The organism is Shewanella sp. SR44-4, assembly GCF_014163715.1.
Classification (GTDB): domain Bacteria; phylum Pseudomonadota; class Gammaproteobacteria; order Enterobacterales; family Shewanellaceae; genus Shewanella.
Genome location: NZ_JACJDU010000026.1, coordinates 26,056 through 46,480, shown reverse-complemented (window position 1 = coordinate 46,480; position 20,425 = coordinate 26,056). Strand labels below are relative to the sequence as shown.

The window sequence follows — 20,425 nt, the reverse complement described above, 5'->3', positions numbered from 1 at the left end:
CGTAATTTATATTTTATGAGGCACCAATGGAAAGCCATCTTGTTGCCATTGCATCATGCCACCGGCAACAGACAGAGGTTTGCTAAACCCCATATCCTGTAATGATGCTGCCGCCAGTGCAGAACGGCCACCAGTTCGACAAATAAGGTATATGTCTTTATCAGCTAGTTCATTTAACGCCAATACCCACTCGCAGTGATGACTCACTAAAGGATGCTCGTGTATTTTCATCTCTAATACTCCACGTGGAAAATTCACCGCACCTTCTATATGGCCCGTCGTAAACTCATCATGCTCACGAACATCGATGATGATCACATCAGGGTTAAGCATTGCCGTCAGTAATTCTTGGGTACTCACTTCAATAATGTGGGTTTTAATCTCACTTATGTATTCCTGGGCAGTTTTCATGTGTACCTCGTGATGTTAAATAATGGATTTAGTTAAAATGAATAGCGCCATTAGCACTAAAAACACGGCAAATATTTTTTGTAAAATCGCTTTGGGTAAATATTGATTTATCCATTGGCCGGCAATACTGCCGACAAGTCCGCCTGCAATCATGATGGCAATAATCGACCCATCGAACTCAAACCCTTTACTTGAAAGTAATGAGTAATATTTAGCAAAACCGACCAGTGAGTTCATTGAAATAATCAGTAAGCTGGTACCAATGGCCAACGACATTTCAATGCCGCCAAGTAACACCAGTGCAGGTACAATTAAGAAGCCACCACCCACACCCACAAAACCGGTGACAACCCCAACCGCTAATCCTTGCGACAAGATTTTAGCGATATTTAGTTTGCCAGCTTGGTAGCGGCTAGATTGATTTCGCCACATCATCACCGCGCCAATGAGCATCAAAATGACAAACACAGTAAGTTGTATGTCACTGTTAAAGAAGCTGCTGAGCCATGCGCCTAAATAGGTGCCTACCATGCCAGGTAAACCAAATAAAAACACATGAGGCCAAGAGACTTTTTTATGCTTAATAAAGCCTATGCTGCTGATTAAACTGATAGCACCCACAATGCACAATGACGAAGCGATAGCTAATTGGGGTTGCATTCCAATAAGGTAAAGCAACACCGGAACAGTAAGGATGGAGCCACCAGACCCTAATACACTCAGCACTAAACCAATTAATAATGCGCCAATGATTGCTTGTATCATCATGGTTACTCTTAAGTTTAAAGCTGGTTAATCGGGATTTTTAAATACACAGTGCCGTTGTCTTCAGGTGCAGGCATTTGGCCTGCGCGAATATTGATTTGAATCGATGGCAATATCAGCCTAGGCATCGGCAATGTGGCGTCTCGTTGTTGACGAAGCGTCACAAAAGCAGATTTGGTCATAGTGTCATTCACATGAATATTGTGTTGTTTCTGTTGGATGACTTGAGTTTTAAATTGATGCCCGCGCCCCTCAGTAGGGTAGTCATGACACACGTAGATATCTGTTGTATCTGGGAGAGTAAATAATGCCTGAATGGAATCGTACAAAGTATTGGCATCCCCACCGGGGAAATCACATCTGGCGGTACCCACATCAGGCATAAAAATGGTGTCTCCAACAAAGGCGGCTTGATCATTCACAATGTAAGCAAGATCAGCCGGAGTGTGACCCGGTGTGTGCATAACACGAATGGTCATATTACCGACTTGTAACAGCTCATTATGTTTAAATAGATGGTCAAATTGACTGCCGTTAGGCAAAAAGCTAGCGTCTAGGTTAAATACCTTTTTAAAAGTCTGCTGGACTTCGGTGATGTGCTCGCCAATACCCATTTGGCCACCAATTTGGTCACGTAAATAACTGGCAGCAGATAAATGATCGGCATGAGCATGGGTTTCAAGTATCCATTTGACGGTTAACGCTTGGCGTTCAATCCAATGTAAAACCCGATTAGCATTTCGTGTGCCTGTTCGACCTGATTTATAATCAAAGTCTAAAACCGGGTCAATAATGACAGCAAACGATGTGGTATTATCAGCAACAACATAAGTGAATGTTTCACTGTCTTCATCTAAAAATTCATGGACACTAAAGGTTGAAATCATCACAAGCTCCTGTTAAATAGTGCACAGGGACTAAGCGTCCCAGTGCTTGCCACGGGTTAAAGCGACTTCTTACTAAAATACCAATCTACATAATCATAACCCTGGGATAATCGTGCTTTAGCGTCAGCAGTTGTTGCTGGTGGTGGCACAATAACGTCATCGCCAGGTTGCCAGTTTTCTGGGGTAGCAACGCCATTGGCATCACTGGTTTGCAGTGCTTTTACTAATCGAACAAATTCATCTATAGAACGACCATTACTCATTGGGTAATACACCATGGCACGCAATACACCTTCGGGATCGATAATAAAGGTTGCGCGAACGGCAGCTGTGTCACTCGCACCGGGTTGGATCATGCCGTAGGCTTTAGCCACTTCCATTGATAAGTCGGAAATAATCGGGAAGGTTATTTCAACGCCAAAGTTTTCTTCAATGTTACGTACCCAAGCGATATGGGAATGAACACTGTCGATGGATAAACCGAGTAACTCAGTATTAAGCTTGGCAAATTCTTCTGCACGTTGAGCAAACCCAATAAACTCAGTCGTACACACAGGGGTAAAATCCGCAGGATGGGAGAACAACACTAGCCACTTACCTTTATAGTCAGTAAGTGAGCGCATGCCATGTGTTGTCTTGGTATTAAAGGCCGGAGCGGGTCGGTTTAATTGCGGAAAAGAAACAATAGAATCAGTCATGTTATTACTCCAAAAAAATGGTTAAGTTAATGCAACTCTAATCTGTAAAGTAGATTGCAAACATACTTAGTAATAGCAATTGCTAGGCCAATATCGGTTAGATGATAATAAATAACATAAATAAAAATAAGTATCTGATTTTATTAATTAAAAATTTAGATGTGATTAGTTGTTAGATGATTTTTACATTAGCCACACAATAAGTTGTGTTTAACTCGTGTCATAAATGGCACAAAAGACAAAAATGACCACGTTAATTGTCGCAATAGCACAACCGATCAAGCGATACTGGTGTTAGCAGTAAGGTTTCTGAAGTGAGTAATTAACAAGTCTGTGCATAAAGCCGCATTATATGGATTAGAAATAGAGCTGATAGCGGAATAAACATTTATTTAACCGATAGCAATGTGAAGCGGGTCTTGATTATGCTTGTGAAGCCTATACCGTAATATCATTTAGGTTTATATTTTCGTAAACAAATACATGACTTATAAAGAGTAATTCGTAAATGGAATTGGCCAAGCTTTCACGTATCAGTATGAAACACTTGATCACTTTGCATGTGATGCTTGATACCCTCAGTGTCACAGCCTGTGCTGAACGGTTATGTCTAAGCCCATCGTCGGTGAGTAAAACCTTAAGTCAGCTAAGAGAAAGTTTGCATGATGAATTATTCTATCGTCATGGCAATTCACTCATCGCCACTGCATTAGCACGACGACTAGGCCCAAGTGTGAAGCAGATGATTAATGATATGAATCAGATCATGAACCAGGATGTGTTCAAGCCACAACATTATCAAGGTAGCTTTTCACTGGCGATGCGCGAAAGCACATTTGAGTTGTTAGCCGCCACATTAACGGCTCATATTCTCAACCTGGCGCCCAATATCCATATCGATATTTACAATAAAGACAACATCGGCTTTGACGGCTTAGTAAAAGGCTCGTTGGATTTTATTCTTTTGCCACATGACTTAAGCCAACCAACCAATGTCGATGAAGACTTAGTCTGGGAAACCTTAATCAACGATGAAATGGTCTGCCTAATGAGTGCTAGCCATCCACTGGCGTCACAGCAGACTATTAGCCTTGATGACTACTTAAATTTCAGCCACATCGGCATAACAGATACTGATTTGAGCACACCATTTTTTGATATTTTACTGGCACAACAATCTAAAAAACGGGCGATACCGATTTCGGTACCTGACTTTGGCAGCGCAGCGTTAATGTGCCATCACAGTGAACTGCTATTTACCGGTTCGCGCCACTGGGCCTCAATAGCCAAGCAAGCCCAAGGATTACTGATTAAACCGTTACCGATCGATTATGGCAAAGTTGCTTATAGCCTTGTGTGGCATCGGCAAAGTATGAACGATCCTGCTCATCGTTGGCTGTATGAACAAATATTGCTGTGCAGTCGTTAAGCGCATCAATACGATTTTAAGTATTGATTAAATGGTACTTTATCAATGAATTGATTTGGTATTAAGTTGCAGCAAAGCCGTGTTAGCCATTTATTCAACCTCAGTTACCTATAGATGTGACATGTAGAACTTACCTATAGACGCTAAATATAGGTGCTAAATATAGCGATTAGATATATAGCGATTAGATATACAGCGACGGTAAGACGATATTGGTTACTCCTCGCTGAGTAAGTTGATTTGCTAAACGTGCTATATCCGCTTGAGTACATTGTGGCCATGTAGAGCCTATGCCTTTAACACCATGATGATGAAACGCATTTAACTTCACCCGAGTCTCTGTGGGGAGGTTGGATAAATACCCGCCCAGGGCGTCAACATCATGCTCATAATCCGTGATGCCGGGAATGTGTAACAGTCTTACTTCATACAATTTATTGTGCTGAGTCAGTAACTCGATTGACGTAAATACCGGCTGGTTATCACGCCCTGTGATGTAATGATGGGTATCTTGTTGCCATGCTTTTAAATCAACCATTGCGCCATCTAAAAATGGCAGTAGCTTATGCCAACCTGTTGAGCTCAAGCTGCCATTGGTGTCGAGCATACAACTTAGATGCGATAAATGTTCTGAGGACTTTATCGCACTAAAAAGCTCAATAATAAAAGGCAATTGTAAGCTCGCTTCGCCGCCACTGAGTGTAATGCCATTGATAAAATGACGTTGTCCGTAGATAACCTCTAGCATTTGTTCAACGGTGTAATGAGACGTTTTAGGCGTCGATTGTCTAGGGCATACCGCAAGGCAAGTATCGCATTGGCTGCATTTGGTGCTGTCCCAGACAATATGGGGCTTACTTGGAGAACTACATGGAGAACTACTTGGCGAATGATTAACTGGTATTAGAGTTCCGTGTAACCACATTTCTTGTGACCGCATTTGGGGTAACGGCATAGCTTGTGAATGAATAAGACTAAGTGCCTGTTCAGGGCAACTATCAATGCAGTCACCACAAGCATCACACAAACTGATGGTGTGAGGATTATGACAATTTTTGCATTGATAGTTGCAGCCTTGCAAAAATATCACCAAACGACTGCCAGGCCCGTCGACACAGGAAAATGGCAATATTTGACTGACAACGGCATGTTTACTCATGAATAAAAGGAGCTTGTTCGTGAGCAACTACCCGAGCTTGGCGTTGAAGTATCCCCGTATTGATTGCGGCTTCAGCAGCTAACCCTGTGGTGTTGGTGCGTGAACCGCATTGCTTAAAAGTTTCAATGTCCGAGCGTTTAACCATATAACCAGTAACACGGACTAAATCGTTATTAGCAACATTGGCACTAAACTCTCTAAAACCTGAACTAAGGGCGCCTTTACAGAGTTGGAACATCGCTTGAGGATTCGCTTTAACGGTTTCATCTATGGTTAGAATATCGCTGATTCCGGCAGTATAATATTGATGATGTTTAGCTAGTGCTTGAATATGACTAATAGGGTCTGGTTCTGAGCCATAGGGAATACGCACGCCAGGGGTGACATTTTTATCCAAACTAATGCCACTTTGAGAATGCAATAACGCGCGACCGTTATAACCGTAAGTGACCGGGGTCGACTTTACTATGTTGTCTAAAGCTGCAGATATTCTGAGTCCAAGTTCATTAGCATCAAGGTTATGGCCGTAGCCTGTATTGGGTTTACTTGCGACGTTGGTAGTTGAAACCTCAGCAGCACTAGGTAATAAGGCTTGTAAAATATTGACCGCTTCAGCCATACCATAAATACCGAACATAGGTGCAAAACGAGATTCATCGATCAACTGTTCCTTAACTAAAAAACTGTCAAAGAAATGAGATTGTTGGTGTAGAAATGCCGAACGCGCTTCAATAAGCTCGAATGCGAGTTGGCTGTAATATGGCAGAGTTTGGGCAAAAAAATCATCAATACTGTTAGCGTTTAGAGCGACTTCTTTGAGGTTAACCCGCACCAAGGTATTGGCGCCGCCAGCTAACGGTAATGCGTTATAACAACTGACAATCCCAAAACCACGAGTATCGAAGGCGTCGGCATGTAGCGGATAGTTGGCAATGTGAGGTTTACCGCATTGACAAATATTGCTGGTGGCCTGAAATAATAAATCATCTGGCGTTACGGCAGGGTCATACATGAAGGTTAGGTTGGGGGCAATTTGTTGTAATTCTGCATCTATACGCAAAATGGTTCGGCAAATAATGTTATCAGTTGGGCCAATATTCACATGCATAAACGCATCGGGTAACGTGCGGTCGAGTAATATCCAAAACCGCTTGAGCTTGCGATAGATGGCTTCAGCATCAAGCCCTTGTGTAAAAGGCATTAATAACGTATCTAATTGGCCTAAGTAAACCGGGATATTGGTCACCGATGGCACATGAAAATAAAGAATGGTTAATGCATTTAAGGCGTCATCAAAGTCTTCGGCGGGCGACAGCTCCAAATACTGAGATCCTTGCTGCAGGTATTTTGCATAATCTGGCAACACATAACGCGGTTTAAATGGCGCATGACCTTCAAACATATCGCAAATAATACCTTGCTTCATGGCATTATTTACCGGCTCAGACACCGCCACATAAGGCAGACTGTTTTCAGCTTCTAATGCTAAATAGTTGGATTTTTGCTTAGGAGAAAGGTGAGGGTGGGTGACAATTTTCTCAATGTTATCTTGTAATGTCATGATGAAACTCACTTTTTATAGACTAATGCTTGATAACAACTAATCTACTCAAAGGCAGGATGTTTAAACAGTGAAAATAGCCGACGTTGGCATTGATAAAATCGAAATCCGATGATGAAGGTCACATCCCAAATGACAGAACATATTGACTAGTGAGTCATGAACCCTATAAACAAAGAGTGGCAGAAAAATCATAATCGATAAAGAGGAACGTTATTAGATTATTACATTACTAAGTTATTACGTTGCTGGGCGTTGGGCGGTTAAACCGGAAATGATGTGAAATATGGCTAACGCTTTTTAAGTAGGGTGTTACTGGCTTTGTAGCGAAACTAACAGGCTCTTAATCCAAACAATAAACTTCAGTTCTATTTCTTCCAAGTGCTTTGGCTTTATACATAGCCTTATCCGCTTGAGTAAATAAATCTGTAAACAGTGTTTTATCATCACAAATACTGACCCCAATACTGACGGTTAGCACGCCGTCACCCACTTTAATTTGCGTGATGCTATCTTGGAGCCGGTTACAAAATAATAAAGTATCACTTTTGTTGGAGTCTGGTAGCAAGATCAAAAATTCTTCGCCGCCAAAGCGAGAGACAAGATCGGTTTGTCGACAAAAGTCCTTCAAAATATGCCCGAGTTCTTTCAGTACTCGATCGCCTTCTAAATGACCAAAGGTGTCATTAATGATTTTAAAATGATCGACATCTAACACTAATAAACTAACAGATTGATGAGATCTAGCAGCCTGTTCAAGCGCTAACGTACAACGATATTTCATTTCTCTTCTATTTAATAGCTGCGTTAACTCGTCAGTTGAAGCAAGCAATTTTAATTTTTCAGCTTGCTCCTCAAGTTTTTTTCTTGTTTTTATTAACTCATCATAAAGTTGGTCTCTCTTGGAGGCATTGAAAAAACTCCAATAAATACAGCCGTCATCGCTTAAACGAGCATTCACTGTTATCGGAATTCGTAGCCCGTCAGCATTAAAAATAATCAACTGCATTTCTTCACAAATTTGTTCGTGTAAAAGTGTTGGAATTAAATAACTTTGAAAAAATATGCGGGAAGATTGGGTAAAGATAATATCCGCATTTTTGCCTATAAGTTGCTCTGGATTCCACAATAGTTCGTCGGTAAAGTATGAGTTTACATAAATAATAATGTTGGCTGCATTGGTGACTAACGCACCACACTGGAAACTATCTGGGGAGTGCTCAAATGTTTTATTACTTTCGATTTTACTATTTTTTGTCGTGATCATTTTGCGAATTTCATTATCGATTTTAAAATTTCTTCAGGATGAGTCATATGCAAGCAATGACCATGGGCAGCGATAATGTTAAGTTCGCTATGGGGTATTTCGCTCACAATAAACTCACCAACAGATGTTGCTGCCAGGGCATCATTTTCACTTTGTAAAATTAAACACGGTTGTGTAATCTCTTTTAGTAGATAACGATAATCAGATAAAAAAGTCGCTTCAGCAAAGTTCTTCGCAATAACCGGGTCGGTAGAACAAAAGCTGCCTGATAATTCACCAATAAGTTCATCAGAATTGGTTGTTCCCATTACTAACGGAGCTAAATAATTAGCCCAGCCAATATAATTTTTGTCCATTAGATTTAACAACTCGAGTAAGTCTTCTTTATCGAAACCGCCAAAATATTCAGGAGGAAAATTTAAAAAACAGGGTGAAGGACATACCATTACCAGCTTAGAAAATAGCTCAGGTTTTTGAATTGCAGCAATTGCACCAATAATACTGCTCACGGAATGCCCTATAAAAATGGCGTCAGTTAAGTGCAAAGCGTCACATACTTCGATGATGTCTTCTGCATATCCTTCAAGTTGACCATAACGTTTTCTACTGTATTGAGAGATATCAGAAGCACCTGAACCAACATAATCAAATAGGACAATAGTAAAATGCTTCATCAGTTCAGGGGTTACAAAACGCCACATATTTTGATCGCAACCAAACCCATGTGCGAGAACTAAGGTTTTGCTACCATTACCGATTAATTTAACATTATTTCTAACAAGAACAGCATTTGAATGAGACATGATTTTTCCATTTTTACCAGGTGACCAATGATGACTACCTGCTGGATTTATTGGCTAAACAGTAAAAGTTTAACGGGTAAAAGTAAAATACCAACACTATGAAAATCAAAATGAACTTTTTAATCGCCTGATCATAGTTTTTTAGGTAAACATAAATTATTAACCAGCTCGTTATGAATCACAACCAAGAGAACATAATATCTTATGTAGGCAAACCTGATTGAATCCTATTAGTTACAATAATGTTAACGTCACGATTGAAGTATACACAATGAACACTGCTATAACTATATATCCCTAAAAGGGCGTAACGTTAGCTAGTGTCGTCTGATAACGGTTTAATAAAAGCAGTTAGCACCGTGAGTTGATTAAACAGACGTTTTTAAACAGATGGATAGAACAATAAAACTAAATTACAATGTACGACTTTTGCTTTAAAAACTCACGCTATAACAAGAAAATAACGGCGTACTATCTGAGGAACACCTTTAATTGAGAGCATCAATCTTCCTTATTGCGGCAGGTTTTATCCTGTTGAGTGGTTGCCAAACTGTTGTTGTAGAAGATGCCAAAGCAGAAAAAAGTCTTGGTGGTGTGAATAAACCAACATCATTAAAAGTTCCTAAGTTGTTAGCTCGGCGCAATTATCAAGACAGCGGTGATGTATGGGAACGCATTCGATATTCAATGGATATGCCCATTCCAGATCAACAATTAGTTAACCAATATCGTGATTGGTATATTAATAATCCACAGCATCTCGAGCAGATTTCACAGCGCGCCAAGCCGTTTTTATATTTAATCGTCCAAGAGTTTGAACATCGAGATTTACCTATCGAACTGGCCTTACTCCCTATAGTAGAAAGTTCGTTTAATCCTTTTGCTTATTCCAGTGCCGACGCATCAGGCCTGTGGCAATTTACCTCACCAATGGCCAGCCATTTTGGATTAGAGATGAATTGGTGGTATGACGGCAGAAAAGATGTGCCTGCTGCAACCACCGCTGCATTAGATATGCTCGAATACTTGTATAAAAAAACCGACAACTGGTTATATGCACTAGCCGCATACAATGCTGGTGAAGGTCGCTTACGTGAGGCTATTAGATATAATGAAGCAAGAGGGCTGAGCACCGACTTTTGGTCTTTACCATTACCTAAGGAAACTCGGCAATACGTACCACAATTGCTGGCAATAGCAGATGTGATTAAACATTCTGAAAGCTACGGCATCAGTCTTAAATCCATTCCTAATAAACCACTAGTTGAAGTAATTGATGTCGGAAGCCAAATTGACATCGCAGTTGCTGCCGATCTAGCCAATATATCAATTGCTCGGTTACAAAAATTGAATCCAGGGTTTAATCGCTGGGCAACATCACCCGATGGACCGCATCAGTTGATAGTGCCAGTGAGTAAAGTCAGTGAGTTTAAACAAGCTCTTGCGGATACTGATATTAGCGCTAGAGTAAAATGGTTTAAATATCAGATTAGAGCTGGCGATAATATTAGTGTCATTGCAAAACGTCACCTTACAACGGTGTCAGAAATAAAAGCGATGAATGACATTAATGGCGATAAGATCGTTGCGGGTCAATTTTTGTATATGCCACAAGCTGCATCGGGCATGACACCCTTAGTCGAACTGGCTACAACACAAAACGCCCAAGTCTCTACACCAAAGCAAGCTGCACCAAGCAAACAGCCAAGGATTATTACAACATCTAATCAGTCAACAGTTCAAAGCGATCACACGGTAAAATATGGCGACACACTGTGGAGTATTGCCAAAGTGTATAAGGTCAGTGTGGACCAAATTATCGCTTGGAACAAAATGACAGACAAAGACAAATTAACGGTAGGTAAAACCCTGCAGTTTTATCATCAACCCTTCAAACAACAGCAGAGCCAGTTGTAAGCCTGTTGTTTAAAAACTCATAAGCACAATAGCTCAAATATTGTAAAAGTTGAGCGTTACATAAATCTGAGTATTTACCGATTTAACCTAGTGAAGCACATCGAAATCCAGCTGTGCATATAGACACTTTTGATTATAAAAATCGATCATTCATGTTTAATAGAGCGATACACAATGCTTGAGGTCATGTTAAATCTTAGTGTTCATATTTTTTCATATTTGTTTCCGATCAGTTCATATCCAGCTCAATAGCTATTCACAAGTTTTGAATATAGTCACTCTATCAATAAGAACATATATTTTAGGGTGATGAATATGAACATTAGAAAAACTCAATTAGCTCAGTCAATTTTATTAGGCAGTCTACTTTTATCGGCGACCTCTTTTGCCAACGCTGCAGACGATGATGTCTTCGGTGGAGCCATAAGTGGTAAATTAACCTTTGCTTCAGATTATGTTTTCCGTGGCGAATCAGAAACAATGGATGCAGAAGTACCAGTGGTACAAGGTACCCTAGGTTGGGGCAATGATCTGGGTTGGTATGCTGGTGTATTTGCATCCAATATCAAATTTGCAGACCCCAATTTAGAAATTGTCACCGCACCCTATATTGGTAAAGCAGGCGAGTTTGGCAATAGTGGTATCAGTTACGACGTCATGGTTTTTTCTTACCTGTATCCAGGTGCCTCATATTCAAATTATACCGAACTGTGGATTAAAGTCGGTAAGCAATTTGGTCATGCAAATGTGCAGTTAGAAGTGACTCCAACAATCGATGATTGGTTTGGTGTAGAGGGCTGGCAAGGTGTTAACTATGCCGTTCATCCGAGCTATCAGTTTGACAATGGTTTATACGTATCAGCAAGTATCGGCTACCAAGATTTAGATGGTCATGGTGCAGAAGGTTGGGGGCACTGGAATTTGGGTGTGAGTAAAGCCTATGCCGGAATCAATTTTGATGTTCGTTATCATGGCAGTACCATGGATAGCGATCATAAGGTCTATGGCACTCAAACAAAAATCTTTGATGACCGAGTGGTTGTTGGCGTCAGCAAAAGTTTCTAAATTGATAATATAATCTTTTTTATTATTGGACCTGATTCTACGCATTCCCATTGTGTGACTCAGGTCCTTTTTTATAAACTATTTTGCTAGCTGTCACTCATTCCTGACAAATCTTTATAGGAAAATATGAAAAGTTATGAATAATAACGGCCATTATTAGCAACACTATCTGGATAGGATGATGGCACATACTGGTTTAACAAATACGGTACTCGTCGTTGACGATGAAGCCGTGATCCGCGCTCGATTAAAAGGTTATTTTGAGCGTGAAGGTTATCGTGTACTTGAAGCTGGAGACGGCGAACAGATGTGGCAACAGTTTACAAATCAACATATCGATTTGGTGATGTTAGATATTAACTTACCCGGTACCGACGGTTTGAGCTTGGCGCGTGAACTAAGAAGTCGTTCGGACGTTGGCATTATATTAGTCACTGGTCGTGATGAAACCATTGATAAAATCGTTGGCCTTGAGATGGGTGCTGATGATTATGTGACTAAGCCATTTGAATTAAGAGAACTATTGGTAAGAGTTAAAAATTTGTTGTGGCGAATTTCATTAGTTAAAAAAGCACAACAAGAAGTTGTAGAACAATTTGAACAGTGTGACGATATCATTACCTTCGATAAATATATTCTTGAGTTAAACAGCCGAAAACTGAGTCGTGGTGACGAGGTGATAAAGCTGACTAAAGCAGAGTTCGAATTACTTACCGCCTTTGCATTGCATCCACAGCAAGTACTATCACGTGAGCGGCTAATGCAGCAAACAAGCCACCGTAATGAAGATGTAAATGATAGAACCATTGATGTCATTATTCGCCGTTTGCGAAATAAACTACAGGCAGACCTGTTTGTAACGGTTCACGGAGAAGGCTATTTGTTTGCGACAAAGGTTAAAGATTAGTTTTTGTCGTCACACGATAAATGGGGTAAAAGTCTGCAGGGGCTAAGCTGTTGTTAAACATATTGAGTTGCACAGTTCCTTGTTCTAACGCCTGTATTTGTGGGCCAATATCCCCAAATGAGTGTGCCCCCTCCAGTAGTTTTACCGCAATATCTATTGCCAATTTACCTTGTAACACCACTTGATCATCACTACTGAAAGCCACTTTATTGCGATAAAGTCCGCGCAAGGTCGCTGGCGATAAATAGCTGCTCACAAGTTTTACTTGGCCAGTTAATCGTTTATGTTGCAATGTTCCTATTGCTGCTTCAATAGCAACGGCACTGCCTAGAATATAACTAGGAACATGATCATTAAGTAGATTATGAAGTTGGTCACGATAAAGGTCACGATTATTATCGGTATGACGAATTGACGAAACCACAATAGGACTATCGGCAATAGCATCTTGAATACCGAGCTCAACCCAATCGCTGCCGCCAACACTTTCTGGGCCGGTGAGTAGAGCGAGTGTTACTGGAGACGATGGCGGTAAATTTTTTACAGCTTTGGCGATAAAGTGGCCAGCTTTCCAGCCCATTTGATACCAATTGACGCCTACACGAGTTGTTATAATGGGGTTATCGAGTCTATTCACTAACGCTATGATGGGTTTATTAATTAGCCCCGGATATTGATCAAGTAAATTGGGGGCCACAGCACCGAGTAAGATGGCATCGAACGGTTGATTAAGGCAGTATTCAAGTTGTTTTAGTTGTTGCTCTTTTCTGTAATAGCTACCAGCTTCGAATAATTCTAAATTAATGCCTAATTGGCTGGCTTTTGACACCAAACCATAATCAATGCCGATCCAATAAGCGTCTTTAAGGTGAGGTACTAAGGCACAGATTCGCCAAGCCTTTTTGGCCGAGGTCAGTTGATTATATTGTATTGATTTTACTGTTTGAATTTTGGCATTAAAGGGCGTGCGCTGCTGTAATGTCCAGCTAGAATCGGATGTTGCTTCAGCAAGTAATGGTATTGTCCCTAAGCAAGCTATGAGCAAATAAATAAGTCGGCGCATTATATTGTCTCGATTAAGGTTTCTTAACAGAACACTAAAAAATTTTCGTAATTATAACATTTTAAGGAATGACTGTGAGCACTTTATCACTATCAGGCAAGAGCTTAGTGGGTCGCCTTATGTTGGCATTTTGTCTGCTCGGATTGTTATTGTTAATGTTAGTTAGCCTTGGCAGCATTTCGCTTTATTGGGTAAAGCTTGCTGACCAATATTTATATGAAGAGGCGTTACCTGCATCTGAGGCTGCAAGGCAATTGATGCAGTCTTCTAATGGCTTGCTCGACAATGCCCAAGCGCTTGAACGAGTGGAAGAAGAGGCTCAACGCGCTTTCCTTGGGCGTAAGTTATCACTGGAAAGCACTAATTTGCTTTCTGCTATTGAACGACTCAATTCGTTAAATCTACAAAATCATGGTGTTAATAAAGATCAGCATTTAGCTTTATTAGCTGGCGAAATTATCCATGACTTATCGGTATTCGGCCGCCAAGTGGGTAAACGTTTAGTGTTGGCGGCGCAATTGATTAATAAAGGAGCCGCACTGGCGGAAGCGGCCAGTAACAGTGGTGTTTTACTTGAAGCAGAACAAGCCGTGGTCGATTCAACCATTTTGGCCAAGTTGAGTTTAGCTTACCCTCAAGTGGTTGGCGCTGAACAAAGTGCCAAACTTTTGGACTCCATCATAGAGCAAGACTTGGATGTCCGTGAACGTTTAAATCGAGCTTTGGGATTGATCCATCACATTGAGTTAGTAGGGCAGTTATTACAGTCTCCAGACCAACAACTCGGATTAAATAACGTACTCAACAGTATGGCTCGAGTACTGTCTCCAACGACTTATACCATTAATTCTACTCGCGATAACTCACAAAGCGGCAACGAAATACCGAGCCCTTACACAGGTTCAGGAACGAATGGGCAAATTGATTTAATGCCTCTAGAATTACTTAAAGGCTTAATTCGAGATCCGGTTAGGGCAACAGAGCTTGAGCACCAATTGATAATGTTAAGGGAGGTGAATGTTGGCTTAAGTTTGCAGCAGCAATATGCGCAATTGCTAACAAAACAAAATGCGCAACTGTTAACGCTGACGGATAAATTAGGCCAACTGAATAAGTCAGTCGATAGTGCAATGAAAGCACAACAGCTACAGGCAGAACATGCCCGAAGTAATTTTTTACAGCAATTACTGTGGGCTAAGTCAGGGCTGTGGGCGACAGGTATTTTGATGTTAATCATTATGCTGTTGGTGGTTTATCGGGTTATTTATAAAGGCATCGCTTTACGCCTAAGTGAAGCAACTGCTGCATTATCTAAATTAAGTCAGGGCAATACCGAAGTAGTACTTGATCCTCACGGAGACGATGAACTCACCGCGATGGCTTCTGCCATTGAAGCTTTTAAACAAAAAACCGCGCACAATCAAGCACTGCAATCTGAATTACAACAAACGGCATCAGAATTATTTGCCCATAAAGCCTCACTTGAAAGTACCGTGCAGGCACGTACACTCGAACTGGCTGAAACCAACCGTCAACTAGACGCTGAAGCAAAAGGGCATTCGACGGCTAGAGTGATGGCAGAACAAGCTAACAAGGCAAAATCGCTATTTTTAGCGACCATGAGCCATGAAATCCGTACTCCGCTAAATGGTCTTTTAGGCACCCTGACTTTACTGAGTCACTCGCCATTACCTCCAGCACAAAAACAAATGTTGGCATTATCGCAATACAGCGGCACCTTACTGCAAAATGTACTTAATGATATTTTGGACTTTTCCCGTTTGGAGCAAGGTAAATTAACTAACGAACCACGGGCTGTTGCGCTTAATGAGCTGCTCGATGAAGTGATGGCAATCATGTTAGCTGGTGCGGGATTGTCAGGTATCTCGTTATATTTAGTTCGCGGTAATTTACCTAAATGGATAACGGTAGATGGCCCCAAATTGCGCCAAGTGTTGTTTAATTTGCTCGGCAATGCCATTAAATTCACTCCAGCAGGAGAGGTTACATTACGGGTAAATGTGGTCGAGAAACAATTAACCTTTGAAGTGGCAGATACTGGCGTTGGTATCAGTGAAAAGGCCATGGATCAATTGTTTATCGCCTATGGTGTACAGCCTAATCAAGGCAGAACCAGAGGCACAGGACTTGGGCTCGCTATTTGTAAAGAATTAGTCTCGTTAATGAATGAGGCTAACACTGCCAATGATTCTATTCGGGTGAGTAGTAAAGTGGGTGAGGGTTCCAGCTTTGGTTTTAGTTTACCATTACACATTTGTGAACAAACGTATGAGGTTATCAGTGCAGAGTTACCTAAAGTTGATTCTAAATGTGTACTCGTTATCGAAGACAACAAAGTGAATTCCATGGTGGCCCAAGGGTTTTTAGCACATCTTGGACATCATTCCGTATTGGCTGATAGTTGTTCGCAAGCAAGAGCGTTGTTTAACGTCGATAGTGCTTGGCAGTTTGCCGGCATTATGCTCGATATTCAATTAGGCGATGGCTCTGGTATTGAGTTATTACTTGAGTTGAAGCATATCGCTAACGCAGCCCAAAAAGACATCAGCATAGCCGCATTTACGGCTCAAATTCAACATGATGACATAAACGAGTACCAAGCAGCAGGCTTCGATGACGTATTAGCCAAACCGCTTAATATGAAGTTTTTAGCCAATTGGATTGGTGATGCGAGTGACAAGTCAGCAATCAACAGCGACAACACGAATAAGTTAACCAAGATGGATAAACACAAAGGCTTTGCACAAACGACCATAGATCAAAAAGTATCTGTTTGTAATGAAGACAATCTGGCTTTACTCGATGAAAAGCAAATTAATGAAGACTTACAATATCTTGGTACAGAAGCTGTTAAAGAAATGTTAGCGTTATTTAAAGTCAGTAGTACACAACACATCAATGCACTGGCAGCTTTACCTGCAGATAGGCCAAAAGTGTTACACGCACTTAAAGGCAGTAGTGCCAGCATTGGCTTTATTCAGTTGAGTCAGTTGTGCAAACAATTAGAAAAAGATGGCATTAGTGATGATTCATATTTGTTGCTTAAGCAAGTGTGGCAAGCATCTATTAACGCACTTGAGTTGAGAATTTCTGTCTAAGCTTTTGTAAATTAGGGATATAAAATATAGTTGAGTGTGTATAATCCTCACTCTATTTATCCTGATCTCAAACATTACATATAAAAACACCGAGCTTACTCGGTGTTTTTATATGGGGGTTAATTATATAGATATCCTGTTACTGAGCACCTTTTAGTCCTTCACAATCGCTTTCAACCCAAGCCAGAGTGAGGTGAGCAATGGCTGAATAAAACTGACCAGTATCCACAGAGGTAAGCCTATCTACAAAATGGGGTAACCAAGCGTGGAGATATTGCCTAATAAAGCTGAGCTGAGTGCTATCGTCACAAGCACACGCTTGGTGAGCGACATAAGCCAAAATAACGGCAATATGGTCAGACGGTTCAGGAAATTCACTTTGAACCGTTAATTGGCTTTGTTTTAGATATGTTTGCATTTGCTGATGCTGTTCACCAAATAAGAGTACATCGTCCTTGGCAACTGCATTATCGTTAAGATATACACTGGCATAAGGGCTGGCGCTATGCTTTGTACCTACTAAAAATAGGCCACAATAATCGGCAGCAAGCTCTAATAAAGCATGATCAGTATTGACGCTGTTAAGGGTTGAATTAAGCACTGAGTTTATGGTTTCAATGTCTTGACTCAATAACGGGTCACTGGCCAATTGAGCAAAGAATGCCTGAGCCTGACTTGCTGTGAGCTCTTGTAATAGCTGTTGATCTAGCTCTTTTGCAAACAGTGATGAGAGCAGCTTATACACCATCGAACGACCCTGGTTCATTGGCGTGTTATACAATATCTTGTCATTCATCTATGTTATCTCCTGAGCCTATTATGGCCGTTAACTTAAGCGCCAAGAATTAAATCGCTTGGCGCACAGTGATAATGCTTACACGTTATAGCTGCGTTTCTATTGGGCCACTAAAAGAACTGACGTCAGGTAACTTACCTTGATACTTTTCGAAATCGACCAAGCAAGTGTATGCGGAGCAAGCCTGGGCAAGCTTTGATGTACCAATATCTTGCGTTAACGTATTTGGGTCACCATAGCTGCACAACGCCCCAATTTCACTACCGCCTTCTTTAGACCCATCTTTACCGACTGGGCCATACCAAGCCCCTTCATGAATTCGGATAACCCCACTAGGGAAGCTGTCGGATACCACTGCACCCGCTAACAGTTGACCTCGGTCGTTAAACACACGAACAACATCGCCATCTTTAATGCCGCGCTGTTTTGCATCGGTAGGATTCAAGTACACGGGTTCACGACCTTGTACCGTATAGGTTTCCCGATATTGCTGCGACTCACACATTTGTGAATGTAAGCGTTTATCTGGGTGGCAAGATTGCATCCACATTGGGTATTTATCTGAACCAGGACCACCATGGCTGCGCTCTGACTTTTCTATCCAAGTAGGATGGCCAGGACAGTCATCGTAATTGAATTGGGCGATTTTACGGCTGAAAATTTCAATCAAGCCCGATGGTGTACCCAATGGATTCATTTCAGGATCATCCCTAAAGTCGGCATGGCGAGTCCATGGTTGGCCTTCACCAAAATGTACATAACCTTGTTTCCAGAACGTGTCGAAATTTGGCATATCGAACTTACCGGCATTATCGGCTTTACAGTCGTTATAAAGTTTCTTAATCCAGTCAAATTCAGACATGCCACGGGTATATTCTGTCTCTTTACCCATTATTTTGGCAAAGCGGGTAAAGATATCAAAATCAGACAAGCTATCAAATAATGGTTCAACCATTTTTTGCATCGCTAAAACACCACGGTTAGCGTAGCTGCCATAAACGTCAATGTCATTACGTTCAAATGTAGTACAAGCGGGTAAAACGATGTCAGAGAAACGGCACGTTGCTGTCCAGTTAATGTCGACAGTGACCACACATTCAAGCTTTTGAAATGCTTGCTTCATCTTATTTCTATCTTGGTGATGACTCCATGGATTATTACCTGAAAATACCATCATCTTAATATCAGGATAAGTGACCTTAGCCCCGTTGGCATCGATGGTTTTACCCGGTTCTAAAATGGCATCAATCCAACGTGCAATCGGAATGGTGCTACTCGCGCCTTTAAAATCATTACTGTCGAATAATGGCTTTTGGCCTTCATCAAGATTACGAGGAAACGCGCCCGGTGCAGCTGCGCCCGATGAAGGAACGCCAATACTTGAGTAATGATGGCCATAGCTGATACCACCACCAGGTAAACCAATTTGGCCAATCATAGTAGCAAGTACAGCTGCCATCCAATAAGGTTGTTCACCGTGTTGTTGACGTTGAATACACCAACCCATCATGATTTGAGTACGACCTTTGGTCATCACTTTAGCTAAATCACGTATAATTTCAGGGCTAACACCAGTAATTTTACTGGCCCACTCTGGTGTTTTAGCTACGCTATCTGACTCGCCTAAAATATAAGGCACGAATCTGTCAAACCCTAAGCTGTAGCCCTCAATAAATTTTTCATCGTGTAACTTACTGGTGATCATTTCATGGGCAATACCCAGCATTAACGCAACGTCAGTTTGTGGGTTGACGTAAAGTTGCTCACAGCCTAAGTATTTTTGGGTTTTAGTGACTACAGGGTCGATACTGATCACTCGGATCTTACCTTGTTTTACTTTTTCTTTAAGCTCCGCTAGATAAGCGAACGATTCATGGGTTTCGGCATTCCAACCCACTTGCAGGTTTTTATAGGGATCATTTGACCACAAAATGATGGTTTTAGATTGCTCAAGGATTAACGGCCATGAAGTACCTTGGGCATAAACTTCAGTAGAACCTAAAATATAAGGCAAAATAGTCTGGCCAGCACCCGTTGAGTAGTCACCAATTTTTTTGACAAAATTACCGTGCATACCAACAGCGCGTTGCATGTGACTGGTACTTGAATGCAGTTGTCCAGTGGCGCGCCAGCCAGTTTGACCCGCGTGCAGTCCTGATGGGCCATATTGAGTTTGCACCTCATCAAGTGAATCTTTAAACAGGGTCAATGCTTTGTCCCAAGTGACACGGACAAAGCGAAAATCACCGCGTTGACTGGTGTCGCTTTTATGACCTTTCAATAAAAAGTCTAAGCGTACCATAGGGTAGCGAACCCGTGATGGGTTGTAGACTAAGCCTTTAACGCCATTGATCATATCGGTAGGGTATTTGTCCAACTCAAATGGAATCACCTGGTCAATCACGCCATTCTTACGTTTCATTTTGAATGCACCAAAGTGCGAACCGGTAGTTAACCAGTCGTCACTTGCTTTAGTGCTTGCAGCTGCAAGGGCATTGAATGGCGCTAACACTGATGTACTGCTTAGTCCAACATAAGAAGTCGCCACTAAGCCTTTAAGAAAATGTCTTCTGTTCAT

General features: G+C 41.3%; 16 protein-coding genes. 5 read left to right on the top strand and 11 right to left on the bottom strand.

Going from position 1 to position 20,425, the window contains the following annotated elements:
* Positions 1–6: 6 nt before the first annotated feature.
* The 4 genes from H5125_RS13100 to H5125_RS13085 are packed head-to-tail and all read right to left on the bottom strand — an operon-like array spanning position 7 to position 2,761.
* On the bottom strand, positions 7–411 hold the full coding sequence (locus H5125_RS13100) for a rhodanese-like domain-containing protein (protein ID WP_101088325.1): 405 nt from the start codon (positions 409–411) through the stop codon (positions 7–9).
* A gap of 15 nt (positions 412–426) precedes the next feature.
* Entirely contained in the window at positions 427–1,179 is a 753-nt protein-coding gene (locus H5125_RS13095; protein WP_101088324.1) for a sulfite exporter TauE/SafE family protein, read from the bottom strand.
* A 14-nt stretch (positions 1,180–1,193) separates the two neighbouring features.
* Positions 1,194–2,063, bottom strand: a complete 870-nt coding sequence (locus H5125_RS13090) for an MBL fold metallo-hydrolase (protein ID WP_101088323.1) — start codon at positions 2,061–2,063, stop codon at positions 1,194–1,196.
* Positions 2,064–2,119: 56 nt separating this feature from the next.
* Positions 2,120–2,761: a peroxiredoxin gene (locus tag H5125_RS13085; RefSeq protein WP_101088322.1), complete on the bottom strand. Its 642-nt coding sequence runs from the start codon at positions 2,759–2,761 to the stop codon at positions 2,120–2,122.
* 508 nt (positions 2,762–3,269) lie between these two features.
* Here H5125_RS13085 and H5125_RS13080 point away from each other — a divergent pair.
* A complete protein-coding gene (locus H5125_RS13080) occupies positions 3,270–4,190 on the top strand; it encodes a LysR family transcriptional regulator (protein WP_182744444.1) in 921 nt (306 codons plus the stop codon).
* A 184-nt stretch (positions 4,191–4,374) separates the two neighbouring features.
* Here H5125_RS13080 and H5125_RS13075 read toward each other — a convergent pair whose 3' ends face one another.
* The 4 genes from H5125_RS13075 to H5125_RS13060 all read right to left on the bottom strand — a co-directional run bounded on the left by H5125_RS13075 (position 4,375) and on the right by H5125_RS13060 (position 8,980).
* The gene (locus H5125_RS13075; RefSeq protein ID WP_101088320.1) at positions 4,375–5,349 is read right to left on the bottom strand and encodes a YjjW family glycine radical enzyme activase; all 975 of its coding nucleotides are present in this window, start codon (positions 5,347–5,349) and stop codon (positions 4,375–4,377) included.
* On the bottom strand, positions 5,342–6,910 hold the full coding sequence (locus H5125_RS13070; RefSeq protein WP_182744443.1) for a YjjI family glycine radical enzyme: 1,569 nt from the start codon (positions 6,908–6,910) through the stop codon (positions 5,342–5,344). The genes H5125_RS13075 and H5125_RS13070 overlap by 8 nt, the downstream gene beginning before the upstream one ends.
* A 343-nt stretch (positions 6,911–7,253) precedes the next feature.
* Complete coding sequence (locus tag H5125_RS13065) at positions 7,254–8,177, bottom strand: sensor domain-containing diguanylate cyclase (protein WP_182744442.1); 924 nt, start codon at positions 8,175–8,177, stop codon at positions 7,254–7,256.
* Positions 8,174–8,980 carry an alpha/beta fold hydrolase gene (locus H5125_RS13060; protein WP_182744441.1) on the bottom strand — a complete coding sequence of 269 codons (807 nt, stop codon included), beginning with the start codon at positions 8,978–8,980 and terminating at the stop codon, positions 8,174–8,176. Before H5125_RS13060 ends, H5125_RS13065 begins: the two co-directional genes overlap by 4 nt.
* A gap of 492 nt (positions 8,981–9,472) precedes the next feature.
* Here H5125_RS13060 and H5125_RS13055 point away from each other — a divergent pair, with 492 nt between their 5' ends.
* The 3 genes from H5125_RS13055 (at position 9,473) to torR (ending at position 12,869) form a co-directional block, all read left to right on the top strand.
* Positions 9,473–10,897: a LysM peptidoglycan-binding domain-containing protein gene (locus tag H5125_RS13055; RefSeq protein WP_182744440.1), complete on the top strand. Its 1,425-nt coding sequence runs from the start codon at positions 9,473–9,475 to the stop codon at positions 10,895–10,897.
* Between the two features lie 315 nt (positions 10,898–11,212).
* Positions 11,213–11,962 (top strand): TorF family putative porin, encoded by a 750-nt coding sequence (locus tag H5125_RS13050; protein ID WP_162023087.1) that lies wholly within the window; start codon positions 11,213–11,215, stop codon positions 11,960–11,962.
* Positions 11,963–12,143: 181 nt separating this feature from the next.
* Complete coding sequence (gene torR / locus H5125_RS13045; RefSeq protein ID WP_182744459.1) at positions 12,144–12,869, top strand: two-component system response regulator TorR; 726 nt, start codon at positions 12,144–12,146, stop codon at positions 12,867–12,869.
* On the opposite strand, the gene torT is transcribed toward torR, so the two are convergent.
* Positions 12,859–13,932 carry a TMAO reductase system periplasmic protein TorT gene (torT, locus tag H5125_RS13040; RefSeq protein WP_162023088.1) on the bottom strand — a complete coding sequence of 358 codons (1,074 nt, stop codon included), beginning with the start codon at positions 13,930–13,932 and terminating at the stop codon, positions 12,859–12,861. The two genes, torR and torT, sit on opposite strands and share 11 nt — an antisense overlap.
* 68 nt (positions 13,933–14,000) lie before the next feature.
* On the opposite strand from torT, the gene torS reads away from it, so the two are divergent.
* Positions 14,001–17,051 carry a TMAO reductase system sensor histidine kinase/response regulator TorS gene (gene torS, locus H5125_RS13035; protein WP_182744439.1) on the top strand — a complete coding sequence of 1,017 codons (3,051 nt, stop codon included), beginning with the start codon at positions 14,001–14,003 and terminating at the stop codon, positions 17,049–17,051.
* Positions 17,052–17,190: 139 nt separating this feature from the next.
* Here torS and torD read toward each other — a convergent pair whose 3' ends face one another.
* Together torD and torA are read right to left on the bottom strand one after the other, a co-directional pair.
* Entirely contained in the window at positions 17,191–17,832 is a 642-nt protein-coding gene (torD, locus tag H5125_RS13030) for a molecular chaperone TorD (RefSeq protein ID WP_409085820.1), read from the bottom strand.
* Between the two features lie 100 nt (positions 17,833–17,932).
* The gene (torA, locus tag H5125_RS13025) at positions 17,933–20,425 is read right to left on the bottom strand and encodes a trimethylamine-N-oxide reductase TorA (protein ID WP_101088310.1); all 2,493 of its coding nucleotides are present in this window, start codon (positions 20,423–20,425) and stop codon (positions 17,933–17,935) included.